13 protein-coding genes are annotated in these 12,898 nt (G+C 63.3%); 5 read left to right on the top strand and 8 right to left on the bottom strand.

Annotated elements, in window-relative coordinates:
* Positions 1-47: 47 nt before the first annotated feature.
* On the bottom strand, positions 48-1,670 hold the full coding sequence (locus tag Q0V31_RS02610; RefSeq protein WP_298184207.1) for an acyl-CoA synthetase: 1,623 nt from the start codon (positions 1,668-1,670) through the stop codon (positions 48-50).
* A 245-nt stretch (positions 1,671-1,915) separates the two neighbouring features.
* On the opposite strand from Q0V31_RS02610, the gene Q0V31_RS02605 reads away from it, so the two are divergent.
* Positions 1,916-4,189 (top strand): PAS domain S-box protein, encoded by a 2,274-nt coding sequence (locus Q0V31_RS02605; protein WP_298184205.1) that lies wholly within the window; start codon positions 1,916-1,918, stop codon positions 4,187-4,189.
* Between the two features lie 40 nt (positions 4,190-4,229).
* Complete coding sequence (locus Q0V31_RS02600) at positions 4,230-4,877, top strand: response regulator transcription factor (RefSeq protein ID WP_298184203.1); 648 nt, start codon at positions 4,230-4,232, stop codon at positions 4,875-4,877.
* A 43-nt stretch (positions 4,878-4,920) separates the two neighbouring features.
* Here Q0V31_RS02600 and Q0V31_RS02595 read toward each other — a convergent pair whose 3' ends face one another.
* The 5 genes from Q0V31_RS02595 to Q0V31_RS02575 form a co-directional block, all read right to left on the bottom strand.
* Positions 4,921-5,532, bottom strand: a complete 612-nt coding sequence (locus Q0V31_RS02595; protein ID WP_298184201.1) for a class I SAM-dependent methyltransferase — start codon at positions 5,530-5,532, stop codon at positions 4,921-4,923.
* 21 nt (positions 5,533-5,553) lie between these two features.
* Entirely contained in the window at positions 5,554-5,904 is a 351-nt protein-coding gene (locus Q0V31_RS02590; RefSeq protein WP_298184198.1) for a DUF5629 family protein, read from the bottom strand.
* Between the two features lie 15 nt (positions 5,905-5,919).
* A complete protein-coding gene (locus tag Q0V31_RS02585) occupies positions 5,920-6,561 on the bottom strand; it encodes an oxidoreductase (RefSeq protein WP_298184197.1) in 642 nt (213 codons plus the stop codon).
* Positions 6,562-6,645: 84 nt separating this feature from the next.
* Positions 6,646-8,373, bottom strand: a complete 1,728-nt coding sequence (locus Q0V31_RS02580; protein WP_298184195.1) for a C13 family peptidase — start codon at positions 8,371-8,373, stop codon at positions 6,646-6,648.
* 137 nt (positions 8,374-8,510) lie between these two features.
* On the bottom strand, positions 8,511-8,966 hold the full coding sequence (locus tag Q0V31_RS02575) for a MaoC family dehydratase (protein ID WP_298184193.1): 456 nt from the start codon (positions 8,964-8,966) through the stop codon (positions 8,511-8,513).
* Positions 8,967-9,182: 216 nt separating this feature from the next.
* On the opposite strand from Q0V31_RS02575, the gene Q0V31_RS02570 reads away from it, so the two are divergent.
* Genes Q0V31_RS02570 through Q0V31_RS02560 form a run of 3 tightly spaced genes read left to right on the top strand, consistent with a single transcriptional unit; the run spans position 9,183 to position 10,853 of the window.
* A complete protein-coding gene (locus Q0V31_RS02570; RefSeq protein WP_298184191.1) occupies positions 9,183-9,542 on the top strand; it encodes a CidA/LrgA family protein in 360 nt (119 codons plus the stop codon).
* A 2-nt stretch (positions 9,543-9,544) separates the two neighbouring features.
* The gene (locus tag Q0V31_RS02565) at positions 9,545-10,255 is read left to right on the top strand and encodes an LrgB family protein (protein WP_298190885.1); all 711 of its coding nucleotides are present in this window, start codon (positions 9,545-9,547) and stop codon (positions 10,253-10,255) included.
* Positions 10,256-10,265: 10 nt separating this feature from the next.
* Entirely contained in the window at positions 10,266-10,853 is a 588-nt protein-coding gene (locus tag Q0V31_RS02560; RefSeq protein WP_298184189.1) for an LON peptidase substrate-binding domain-containing protein, read from the top strand.
* On the opposite strand, the gene Q0V31_RS02555 is transcribed toward Q0V31_RS02560, so the two are convergent.
* Entirely contained in the window at positions 10,847-12,163 is a 1,317-nt protein-coding gene (locus Q0V31_RS02555; RefSeq protein ID WP_298184187.1) for a bifunctional DedA family/phosphatase PAP2 family protein, read from the bottom strand. The genes Q0V31_RS02560 and Q0V31_RS02555 overlap by 7 nt on opposite strands.
* Positions 12,160-12,876 (bottom strand): DNA-3-methyladenine glycosylase, encoded by a 717-nt coding sequence (locus tag Q0V31_RS02550; protein WP_298184184.1) that lies wholly within the window; start codon positions 12,874-12,876, stop codon positions 12,160-12,162. The genes Q0V31_RS02555 and Q0V31_RS02550 overlap by 4 nt, the downstream gene beginning before the upstream one ends.
* Between the last annotated feature and the right edge of the window lie 22 nt (positions 12,877-12,898).

Genomic DNA, 12,898 nt, shown 5'->3' with positions numbered 1-12,898 from the left:
GCTGCTGGGGGAGGGTGCATACACAAATGCTTGCTGAGGTTGGGCGCTTACAAGGCCTTGGCCATATCGCGCAGGACAAACTTCTGGATCTTGCCGGTGCTGGTCTTCGGCAGTTGGGTGAAGACCACGGTTTTTGGCACTTTGAAACCGGCCAGATGTTCTCGGCAGAAGCTGATGATGTTCGCCTCGCTGACCTGCTGTTGGTCGGCCTTGAGGGTGATAAAGGCGCAGGGCGTCTCGCCCCATTTCTCATCCGGGCGGGCCACCACAGCGGCTTCGAGCACCCCGGGGTGACGGTAGAGCACACCTTCCACCTCGATGGTGGAGATGTTCTCGCCGCCGGAGATAATGATGTCTTTCAGGCGATCCCTGATTTCCACGTAGCCGTTCGGGTGACACACCGCCAGGTCGCCGGTGTGGAACCAGTCGCCGGCAAAGGCCTCGGCGGTGGCGCTGGGGTTTTTCAGGTAACCCTTCATCACGGTGTTGCCGCGCATAAAGATTTCGCCGATGGTTTCGCCATCGCGCGGGGTTGGCTCGAGGGTTTTCGGGTCGGCCACCATCACCCCTTCCAGCGTTGGGTAGCGCACGCCCTGACGGGATTTGAGTACCGCGCGCTCGTCCAGCGGCAAGGCGTCCCATTCGGCATGCCAGGCGCACAGGGTCACCGGACCGTACACTTCGGTCAGGCCGTAAACGTGGGTGACGTGGATGCCCATTTCTTCGACCGCGCCAATCACCTTGGCCGGTGGTGCCGCGCCGGCCACCATGGCCTTGACCGGGTGATCGATGGCCGCCTTGGCTTCGGCTGGCATATTCACCAGCGCGTTGAGCACAATCGGTGCGCCGCACATGTGGGTGACCTGCTCGCTGCGAATCAGGGTGAGAATCTTCGCCGGGTCAACGCGGCGCAAGAACACATGCACGCCGGCCAGGGCGGTGATGGTCCAGGGGTAGCACCAGCCGTTGCAGTGGAACATCGGCAGGGTCCAGAGGTATACCGGGTGGTTGCCCATGGCCCAGGTCATCTGGTTGCCCAGCGAGTTCAGGTAAGCGCCACGGTGGTGGTAGACCACGCCCTTGGGGTTGCCGGTGGTGCCGGAGGTGTAGTTGAGGCTGATCGCCTGCCATTCGTCTGCCGGCCACTGCCAGGCAAACTGCGGGTCGCCCTCGGCCAGAAAGGCCTCGTAGTCGAGCTCGCTGACCGCTTGGCCTTCGCCGTACTCGGGGTCGTCGACGTCGATCACCAGCGGCGGATGATCGAGCATGCCCACGGCGGCCTGGATCACCTCAGAAAACTCGCGGTCGGTGATCAGCACCTTGGCTTCGCCGTGTTGCAGCATAAAGGCGATGGCTTCGGCATCCAGGCGCACGTTAAGCGGGTTGAGCACCGCGCCGATCATCGGCACGCCGAAATGCGCTTCGAGCATCTGCGGAATGTTCGGCAGCATCACCGCCACCGTGTCGCCTTTACCGATACCCCGGCCGGCCAGCGCCGAGGCCAGGCGCCGGCAGCGCGCGTAGGTCTCGGCCCAGTCGCGGCGAATCGAGCCGTGCACCACGGCCGGGTAGTGCGGGTAAACACTGGCGGTGCGCTCGATAAAGCTCAGCGGCGAGAGGGCGATATGGTTAACAGCGGCAGGCTCAAGGCCCTGTTCATAGATCGACATGCAAGTACCCACGGCAGATTGGATGCTCGGGCCGCTGTGCGTATTGGTTGAGTGCAGACCCGGTATTGTTCTGGTTCTAGTTATATATCCGTCTGCCTTTTTATGGAAGTTAAACTATAGTTGTATGGTATATGTACTATATATATTTGCTGGCGCTTAGCCCTTGGTCGCTTTGCAATTGGCGGCCGTTGGCCTGATGCTCGCCGACAGGCTGCGCCGCGTGGTGTATTGAGGAGCCAACCTGGATGAATGAAATCTCCGTGCAGCTGCACAGCTGGTTGCGCATGCAGCGCGAGTGCCTGCCGCTGGCGGTGCGCGCCGATGCCTTACTGCGGGCTCTGCATGCCTGTCCCGAGGTGCGCCAGGCGTTCTTTCTGCGCTGGCAGGCGAGCACGGCGACTTACAGTTATGAAGGCAGTGCGCCGCATCTGCCGCCGGGTTTTGGTGACCCGCTCGAGGCCAGTGATCAGCTGTTGTTCGAGCGCTTGCAGCACGAGCCACGGCTGGAGTTGGCCGCGTTACGCCAGCTGCCATGCTGGCTGGCCGGACGGGTGCGGCGTGCCGGGCTCAGTCATGGCCAGGCGTTGGCCCTGGCGCTGGATGAGGGGCAGGCCGATCTGCTGCTGATTGAGTTGCAGGAACAGGCTGGCAGCGATTGGCTTGGCCTGGTGCATCAGTTGCTCCTGGCGCTGCTCGCCACACTGCCGCAGCAGGCCCGTGGCAGCCTGTTGCTGGGCAGTGACCCGCAGCCCAGTTTGTTGCTGGATAGCGAGGCGCAGCCACTGCAGCTGAATGCGGCCATGCAGGCGCTGCTGGGCGAACGCCCGCTGGCGGTGGTGGCGGATTTGTTGCCGGTAAACGCCGCGCACCTAGTGCGCGCCTGCCTACAGCAGGACCGCGCGATTGAGGCGGTGGAGGCACAATATGCCGGCCAGGTGCTGATGTGGACCTTTATGCCCGATGCTGCCGAGCAGCAGGTACTGGCGCGCTGCCGACCGGCTACCGCCCAGGTGCAGGCCGAGCGTGACGCGGCCAAGGCCAGCCGCCTGTACCGACTGATTACCGAGAACACCACTGACCTGATTTCCCGGCACACCCCGGATGGGCGCTTTCTCGATGCCTCGCCGGCCAGCTGGACGCTGCTCGGTTACTGGCCGGAAGAGCTGCGCGGAACGCTGGTACAGGCGCTGTTCCACGAGCAGGATCAGCAGCATCTGGTGGACAGCACCCGTGAAGCCCTGGAGCAGGATGGCTACCACACCATGACCTATCGCATTCGCCGTCGCGACGGTCACTACTTGTGGTTTGAGACCGCCAGCCGTGGCATTCGCGAAACCTATACCGGCGCGGTGGTTGAGGTGGTCAGCGTGTCGCGCGATATCACTGCGCGGGTGCTGGCCGAAGAGAACAAGCGGCGGCTGGCCGAGGTGGTGGAAGCCAATACCGATTTGGTGTTGTTTATCGATCCCGACGGTCACCTGACCCACCTCAATCCCTCGGCCCGGCATGCGCTGAATATTCAGGATGATCAGCCGTTACCGCCGCTCGATCAGCTGTTGGCCGCGAGCGACTTTCAGCAATTGCAGCAGCACGGTTGGGCTGCCGCCGATACCGCCGGGGTGTGGAGCGCGGAAGTGCAATTGTTGCCGTTGGCCCCGCGTGCGCCGCTGCCGGTGTCGCTGGTGCTGCTGGCGCACCGCGGGCGCGATGGTGAGCATTACTACTCGCTGGTGGCGCGTGACATGACCGAGCGCGAACTGCGCGAGGCCGAACAGCGCCGCCATCAGGATGAGCTGGCGCACACCGCGCGGCTGGTCACCCTCGGCGAGTTGGCGTCGGGGATCGCCCATGAAATCAACCAGCCGCTGGCCGCGGTGGTCAATTATGCCAGCGCCAGCCAGCGCTACCTCAAGGCGCTGGGCGACAACCCCGAGGCGGCGGATAAGGTGGCTCAGGGTCTGGAGCGAATCAACGAACACGCCAAGCACGCCTCAGAAGTAATCAAGCGCCTGCGGGCCTTTCTGCGTAAGGGCCAGCGGCGTACCCAGGCGCTGGATATCGCCAGTGTGGCGCGCGAGGCGGTGCGCCTGTGCCAGTGGGAAGCGAGCAATTGGCAGGTGACCATCGCCGAGCAACTGGCGGACAATCTGCCGCGGGTGTATGCCGACCGGGTTTTGCTGGAGCAGGTGCTGCTCAATCTGCTGCGCAATGCGATTGATGCCAATCGCGAGGCCCATCCCGGCCAGGCGTCGCGCATCGAGCTCAGCGCCGTGGAGCAGGATGGCCAGTTGTGCGTGCGTGTGTGGGATCAGGGGCCGGGTGTGGCGCAGGGCGAGCTGGAGCATATCTTCACCCCGTTCTACACCAGCAAGGCCGAGGGCCTGGGGTTGGGGCTGTCGATGAGCCGCAGCATCCTCGAAGGCTTTGGCGGCGCGCTGGAAGCGCACCCAGGCACGGCCGGTGGTCTATGCCTGGAGTGCCGCCTGCCGCTGTTACGGGGTGATGGCGTCGAGGCCTGAGAGGTTCTGTGTCAATGCATAACAATAAAAGGAGCAGGGCATGAGCCTGCAGATGCAACAACGGGTGTATGTGGTCGACGATGACCAGGGCATGCTCGACTCCACCGTCTGGCTGCTGGAGTCGGTGGGGCTCAAGGCGCTGCCGTTCACCAGTGGGCAGGCGTTTCTCGATGCCTGTGACGAGCACAGCCAGGGCTGTGTACTGCTGGATGTACGGATGCCCGGCATGGGCGGACTGAACGTGCAGGAAACGCTGCGCGCGCGCGGTTTGCAGATGCCGGTGATCTTCGTCAGCGGGCATGCCGATGTGCCCATCGTGGTGCGCGCCTTCCGGGCCGGCGCCGTGGACTTTATCGAAAAGCCCTACAACGAACAGTTGCTGCTCGACAGTGTGCAACAGGCCTTGAGTCATGTGCCTGCGACGGCGCAGGCGGACCCACGCTTGCAGGCGGTAGAGGCATGTCTGGCCAGCCTGACCCCGCGTGAGCGTGATGTGCTGCTGCCGCTGGTGCGCGGTTACACCAACCGCGAGATGGCTGAGCAGCTGGACATCAGCGTCAAAACCATCGACCTCTACCGCTCGCGAGTGATGAAGCGCATGCAGGCGGAAACCCTTGCTGATTTGGTGGGGATGGCGATTGCGGCGGGGCTGGTGGACGCCTTGCAGTTGCGCGGCAAACAGCCTTGACCAAGGCCCGCCAGCTCCCCGCCCGGTAGCCGTCACTGAGCGCTTAGTTGGCCCAGCCCTGGTAGATATAGGTCATCGGTTTGGGGCCCTTGAGGTAGCGATTGTTCAGCTCGCCGATCTCAAAACCGCCGGCTTTGATCAGTGCGGCGATATCGCGATTGAGATGGCAGCCACCGGTCAGCGGTTTCCACCATGGCGTCAGCCGGTTCTGCCAGCGCAATACGGGCAGCTCGGGCGCCAGGCCGTGCTCGCAGAACAGCAGGCGTCCGCCTGGCTTGAGCACGCGGCGCATCTCGCGCAGGGCGCCAACCGCGTCGGGAATGGTGCACAGGGTGAAGGTGCAGACGATGCAGTCGAAGCTGGCGTCGTCCGCCTGGATTTGCCCCAGTTCGAGGGCGATCATCTCTACTGGAATGCTGATCGCCTCGGCGCGTTGCTTGGCCAGCTTCTGCATGTCGGCGCTGGGGTCGACGCCGACGATCGCTCTGACCTTGCTCGCATCGTAGAAGCTCAGGTTGAGGCCGCTGCCAATGCCGATTTCCAGCACCCGGCCGTAGGCCTGGGGCACCAGTTGCGAGCGGGCTTTCATCACCGCGCCCATGCCACAGGCGAAGTCGATCAGGTGTGGCAGTAAGTAGCGCTCGTACAGGCCCATGCGGCTTTCCTTGTCTGCTACTTAGTCGGCGTCGTTGCTGGCTTCGTCCGGCTGGTCGTGGTTGTCACCACTGATAGCGGCAAAACACTTGATCAAGTGAACGCCGGCATTGCCGCTGATGCTCCAGGCGTCGGCTTCACCATCGAAGCGCGCGGCCACCACCTGGGTCAGGCTGAAGTGCCATTTACGCAGGGCGCGGCCATCCATGCACTCGATGCTTAGCAGTGGTGCGTCACTGTTGGGCTGAGTGCCTGCGCGGTGCTGCGCGAGCAGTTCGTCGTCGAGCTGGAATTGCCAGGCATGCAGGTCGTCGATCTCCAGCATGTCGGCGTTGCACAGGGCGCTGATTAAGTCGTGGGGCGTGGTGCTCATAGGTGGGGTCTTCTGTTAGCGGCCGAGGCGGCGCAGTTGGTCAGATTCAATCACGCGGGTGCCGGCATCTTCTTCCAGCGCCAGACGCCACAGGGCGCGCGCCAGTACGGTGGCCTCGATGCCGCGGTATTTACCCGGCAGCCAGCGCATAAATGGCGCGGCAAGGCGCTCGCCGAGGCGGAACTCCTGGCGTGCGCCGAGCAGCAGCGACGGGCGGACGATGGTCAGCTGCGGCCAATCCTGCGCGCGCAGGGCGTGTTCCATTTCGCCTTTGACCTTGTTGTAGAACGCCGATGAGCTGGCGTCCGCGCCGAGGGCGCTGATCACCAGCAGGTGACGCGCACCGAGCGCCCGGGCGCGTTCGGCGAAGGCGATCACCAGGTCGTGATCGACGGCGCGAAAGGCGTTCGGCGAGCCGGCTTGTTTAATCGTGGTGCCCAGGCAGCAGAAGGCGGTGTCGACTTTGCCGTCGAGTTGCGGCAACAGGCTGAGCAGTTCGCCCTGCGGGTTTTCCAGGTGCGCGTGCGCGGCCAGCGGGCGGCGGCTGGGGGCCAGTACGCGGGCCACCGTGGGTTCGTTCAACAGGCGATCCAGCAGGTGTTCGCCGGTCAGGCCGGTGGCTCCGGCGAGGAGGATGTGCTGGGGCGTCAAATACATAACGTGGGGTTCTCCGCTGATATCAATCAGCTTAACAGGCGGTTGGCTGTTCGCACGCCGGCGCTTGCAGGCTGCGCATAACGGTTATGGGGTGACTGCAGAGTGGGCCTCACGTGGGTTGTTGAGGGCGCGCTCGGCCTGCTGCTCGCGTAACCTGCGCCACTGCGTGAGTACCGCCTTGGCGGGCCAGATTTGCGGTTCAGACGGCTCAAAGCCATCGGCTTTTTCGCGCGCGGAGACGCTGGCCTGAGCCAGTGTGAAGGCGCGTTGCAGGTCATCGGTTTGTTGCAGGGCTTCGGCAAACAAGGCGCGGCCGAAGTAGGTGAAGTCGTTTTCCTCCGAGCAGCCGAAGGACACCCTGTCGGCCCGTGCGGCGGTGATCACCAGGGTTTTCTCATCCTGCACCTTGGGGATAAAGCCGCCGGAGTAGCAGGCCGAGATCACCAGCACCTTGAGACGATCTTTCAGCGGTGCAAGCAGGCTGGCCAACTCACTGGCGGGCAGGTCATCGAGTTGCAAGCGTGGCTGGTCGAGGTTCAGCGCGTGCTGGGCCGAACCATGGCTGGTCAGGTAGATAAAGATCAGATCTTCCTGGCCGCTACGCTCGGCCAGGGCTTGCAGCGCGCGGCCCAGGCTGGCGCTGGTGGCCAGTGGTCGATCTGCGAGGTGATCGCGGTGGTTGACCAGGGTAATCCGGCCGTGGGCAGCGAAGCGCTCCTGCAGCAGATCGCCGACATAGTCGGCTTCGCGCATGAACACGCTTTGTTTACCGTCGCCGGCCAGGGTCAGTGCGTACAGCTCGATGGCTGGGGTCGAGGCCGGCAGCTGGGCAATGGCGGCATCAAGCAGTCGGCCTTGCTCGAGTAAGCCGACGGCCAGGGTGTCGGCTACGGTCTGGCCCTTGGCATCGCGGATCAGTCGGCCCTGGCGCCAGGTGCCGCTCTGCTGGCTACCGTCGGCCAGGGTCAGGCGGCCGTTGCCGTGGTATTTGCCGTAGGCAAAGTGGCCCTGGTAAACGCTGCCATCGGCCAGGCTCAAGCGCCCTTCGCCGTGGTAGCGCCAGTCGCGGAACTGGCCAGCGTAATGGCTGCCGTCGACGGCCTTGAATTGGCCCTTGCCGGTTAGGCTGCCGTCACTGAAGTGGCCACTCCATACGTCGCCATCTGCGCTTTGATAGCGGCCTTTGCCGTGAAACTGGTGGTCACGGAACTGCCCGCTGTAGAGGTCGCCGCTGAGGTTTTTGAAACTGCCCGGGCCGTTGAGTTGGCTGTTAGTGAAGGTGCCGACGAACTCATTGCCTTCGGCGTCGCTCAGTACGCCCTGGCCATTAGGTTCTCCTTGGCGGAACTGGCCCTGGAAGCTCGCGCCGTTGCGCCACTGCAGCTTGCCCAGGCCGCTGAATTGACCTTTGCGGAATTCGCCGCGGTAGTCCAGCTCACTGCTGCTGAGGTGGCCTTCACCGTTGGGCGTGCCGTTGGCAAAGCCACCTTCGTAGCGGCTGCCGTCGTTGTGGCTGAGGTTGCCTTGGCCATGAAAGCTGCCGCCTTGAAATTCGCCGCTATAGCGCTCGCCCTGCGCGCTGCGCCATTCACCCGGGCCGTTGAACTGGCCATCTTTAAACTGCCCCTGGTAATAGCTGCCGTCGCTGTAATCCAGGCGTCCCGGCCCTTGCAGCAGGCCGTTGATCACCTCGCCACGGTAGCGCCCACCATCGGGCAGCACGCCATCGGCCGGCAACAACGGTTCGCCATCACCGCAGGCGGCAAGCAGTAGGGTAAGGCTCAGGGGAGCCAGGAGGGAAAGGCGCAGCATGTAGAAATCCGGGCTGTAGGGTCGCGCTGAGTATGCCTTAAACCGCTGTGCGTGCCGTGATAGAGCGCTATGAAAATACTCGGGCCTAAAAAAGGCGCACTCGCCATTAGCGGTGCGCCTTTGTTGAACGGTGGTGATCAGACGAAGCAGAGCGTGAGCGGTTCAGCAATATAGGCGGGTTTTTCCGAGCCTTCGATTTCCAGCGCGACCTTGGCTTTGAGCAGCCACTGGCCTGGGTTCTTTTCCGTGGCATCGGTCAGGGTAACGATCAGGCGCACCTTGGAGTTGACCTTCACCGGCTGGATAAAGCGCACGCTGTCGAGGCCGTAGTTGACGGCCATCTTCAGCCCTTCAGGCATGATCATGATGCCTTCCATCAGCTTGGGCACCAGTGACAGCGAGAGAAATCCATGGGCGATGGTGGTGCCGAAGGGCGTGAGTTTGGCTTTTACCGGGTCGACGTGGATGAACTGGTGGTCGCCGGTGCATTCGGCAAACTGGTTGATGCGCTCTTGGTCGATGGTCAGCCAGTCGGAGCGGCCGAGTTCCTTACCGATATAACTGGGTAGTTCGGCGGCGGGTATTGAGGTCATGGTTTCTCCTAGAAGACGCAAGTGTTGTTTTTTTTGGGCGTTAATCCTTCTGGCCTAAGATCATCATGGGTTCGCCGCAGGGTCAAGTGGCTATTGCGGCGGCTGCTGGCATGCGCTTATGTCCGCAACAACCGCTGTAGACCGGCCTTGCTGGACGCTTTTGCTTATAATGCGTGGCATTGCGTTAGGGATCATACGATTCGGAGATTACCCATCATGCTTTTACGCGGCCTTTTTTGGCTGGTGCTGTGCCAGTTGCTCGGCACTGCACTGAATGTCCTGTTGATGCCAATGCTGCCCGGGCCGATCATCGGCATGCTGCTGCTGTTCGGCTTTCTGTTGCTGCGCGGCGAAGTGGCTGAGCCGCTGCGCGAGGCCTCCGGCAGCCTATTGAAATACCTGCCATTACTGCTGGTGCCGCCAGCGGTGGGGGTGATGGCTTATGCCGAGGCTATTTCTGCCGACTTCTGGGCGATTGCCGGTGCGTTGTTGCTCTCGCTGATGCTCTCGATTGTGTTTGCCGGTTGGTTGATGCAGCGGCTGATCGAGCGTCAACAACGCGGCAAGGGCGTATGACTGTGGAGTGGCAAGCGGCCGGGCAGGCACTGATTCACCATCCGCTGTTCGGGGTCGCCATCACCCTGGGGGCTTACCAGTTGGCAATGGCTGTGTACGAAAAGACCCGCTGGGTGTTTCTGCAGCCGGTGCTGGTGTCGACGCTCACGGTGATCGGCATTCTGCTGGCCTGCGGCCTGACCTTCGCTGAGTACAAAGACAGTGCCGCCGCGCTGACGCTGTTCCTTGGGCCGACCACGGTGGCATTGGCGGTGCCGTTGTTTGTCAATTTGCGGCGGATTCGTCAGCTGTTCTGGCCCACCTTTATCACCCTGCTGGTGGCTGGCGTGGTGGCTACGGTGCTGGGGGTCACCCTGGCCTGGGCCTTTGGCGCCGAACACATCATGTTGATGAGCATGGCGCCCAAATCGGTGACCTCGCCGATTGCCATGCTGGTGGCCAGTCAGATTGGCGGCATTGCGGCCCTGGCGGCGGTGTTTGTGATGCTCACCGGGATCATTGGTGCGATCGTTGGGCCGTCTTTGCTCAAGCGATTTGGCGTGCGCCATCCCGCCGCGTTGGGCATGGCCTTGGGCCTCACTGCGCATGCGGTCGGTACCGCACGGGCGCTGCAGGAAGGTGATGAGTGCGGCGCGTTTGCCGCCCTGGCGATGAGCCTGATGGGCGTGTTCACGGCCGTGTTGCTGCCGCTGGCTATTTTGTTGTGGTTATAAGGAGGTGCCTGTGACCCTGCCGTTGTTTCCACTGAGTGCCGTGTTGTTTCCGGGCTGCATGCTGGATTTGCAGATATTCGAGGCGCGTTATCTGGACATGATCAGCCGCTGCATGAAGCAGGAGCAGGGCTTTGGTGTGGTCTGCATCCTCGACGGGGCTGAGGTGGGTGAAGCCGCCGCTCAGTTCTCGGCGATAGGCTGCGAGGCGTTGATTCGCGACTTCCAGCAACTGCCCAATGGCTTGCTGGGGATTCGGGTTGAGGGTGGTCGGCGGTTTCGCGTACAGCGCGCCCGGGTGCTGCCGGATCAGCTGACCCTGGCTGAGGTCGAGTGGCTGGACGAGCAGCCGGAGCAACCCTTGACCGCTGAGCATGCCGATCTGGCCGCGTTACTCGGTGCGCTGAACGCCCATCCGTTGATGGCCGCGCTGGGCATGTCGAGCGAGCCGGCCGGCCAGGAAGCCTTGGCCAACCAGCTGGCTTATCTGCTGCCGTTGGCCGTCGAGCAAAAACTGCTATTGCTCGAAAGCGCCGAAGCACCGCAGCGGCTGGAGTTGCTGCAGCAATTGCTGGAGCAGTTGCAGGGCGAGCGTCAATAGCGGTACAGCAGCAGTCCGGCGGACAGTTGCCAAGTGGTGATGCCGCCGAGCAGGGCGATGACTGCGGGAAGTAGCAGCCACCAGACCTTGCCAGGCAAGGCCGGGAGCGCTGTGCGCCATTGCACCAGGGCCAAGCTTAGGGCGCAAAAACAGGCCGCCAGCATGGCGCCGGCGATGATGTCGCTGGGCCAATGCACCCCCAGATAAATCCGCGAACCGGCAATCGCCGCGGCGGGCAAGCTGGCCAGCAGTAACCAAGTCAGGCGCATGCGCGTGGGCTGTCCGCGCCCCGCCAACACCCCGAGTAATAGGCAGAAGGCGAAGGCCGCCGAGCTGTGTCCGCTGGGAAAGCTGAAGCTGCCCAGCGGCTCCAGCAGCACATCCGGGCGGGTGCGGGCAAACAGCGGTTTTAGCGCGCTGTTGGCCAGGGCTGTGCCGAGCAGGGTGCCAATCGCCAGACACAGTGTCCGCCACTGCCGCGTCGCCAACAGCACCAGGCACAGCAGTACGGCGGCGGCCAATTGGGTGCGCAGGTCTCCCAGGCGGGTGGTCAGGACCATCAGCGTATCGAGTGCCGGGTCGCGATGCTCCTGAACCAGGGCCAGCAGACCCTGATCGAGTTGGCTGAGGTGCGGCCAGCTGAGCATCAGGCCGATCAGCAGCACCAGGCTCGCGCCAGCCGTCATCAGGCTGGTACTGCGCTGGCTACGCAGGCTGCCTTGTACGCTCAGGCCAATCACCAGCGCTACGCCGCCCGCTACGGCCCCGGCCTGGGTCCAGAAACCTTCGGGTAGCGGCAGGCGCAGTGCGGCGCCAGTGGCCCAGCCAGGCAACATATAAGCAATGGACCAGCCGGCCCCAGCCAGCAGGCTGACGATCAGAAAGCGTGCGAAGGGCATGTCGAACATCCCGGCGACCATCGGCAGCATGGGCCGCAGTGGGCCGATAAAACGGCCAACCAGCAGGCTGGTGACGCCGTAGCGCAGGAAGTAGCCGTGCGCGCTGCTCAGCCATTGCGGGTGGTTACGCAATACCGGTAAGCGGCCGATGTCCTGGTGGAAGTAACGCCCGAGCGCATAGGACAGGCAGTCACCCAGCAGGCCGCCGAAAAACGCCAGCAGCAGGGTTTCGCCCAGGCCCAGTGCGCCGTTACCTGCCAGTGCGGCCACCGCGAACAGCAGCACGGTGCCGGGTACCAGAATGCCGACAATCGCCAGGCACTCAAAGCAGGCGAGCAGAAAGATCGCCAGGCCCAGCCATTGCGGGTTGGCGCTTAGCCAGAGCGTCAGTGTGTCGAACCAGTGGCTCATTGATGATCGTCCGTGCGGGAGAGTAAGTGATAGTCCTGCCCGGCCGTCTGCCCGCGCCGCAGTGGGTTGCGCGTGCAGTGGCGGGCAAAGGCGGCATCGACAAAGCGGTACAGCAGGTGTTCGTCGCGGCCGTGGGGGATGCCCAGGCGCGGGCATTGCACCACCTGTTGCGGCGGCTGGCCGAGGTCTTCAACAAACAGGCGTTGTTCATCGAAGGGCTGCGCGTCCCAGGCCGGCACTTTCAGGCCGAGTGCCTTGCACAGCAGGGTCTGGCCATTGCACAACTTGTCCACGGCGCGCGCTCGGCCTTGGCTGTCAGGGTTGTTGCGCTGCATCTGCGCCAAGGCGTCCGCGCCGCTGTAGGCATCCTGCCACGGGTAGGCGGATTTGATCAGCACGGCATTGCCCGGGCCTTGGGCGCTGAAATTCAGCGAGTCGCCGCCGCGCGCGTAGTACATATAGATGTGTCCGCCATCCATAAACAGTGCCCGGCGTTTGTGGGTGTAGCCGAGGGAGGCGTGGCTGCCTTTCTCGCTCAGGTAGTAGGCTTCGGTTTCGATGATGCGGGCACTTAGCCAGCGCTCGCCGGATTTGTGGCGAATCACCTTGCCGAGCAGTTCACGGGCCAGCACGCGCGCATCGCGGTCGAAAAAGCGCGCGGGCAGGGCGCGGCCTTGGGGCCAGGGCAAACTAAGGTTGAGGTCGGTTGGCATGCGCTGTCACGGCTGCTTGGCG

The organism is uncultured Pseudomonas sp. (genome assembly GCF_943846705.1).
GTDB lineage: Bacteria > Pseudomonadota > Gammaproteobacteria > Pseudomonadales > Pseudomonadaceae > Aquipseudomonas.
Note: the sequence above shows the minus strand (reverse complement) of the source record. Positions and strands in the feature narration are given on the sequence as shown.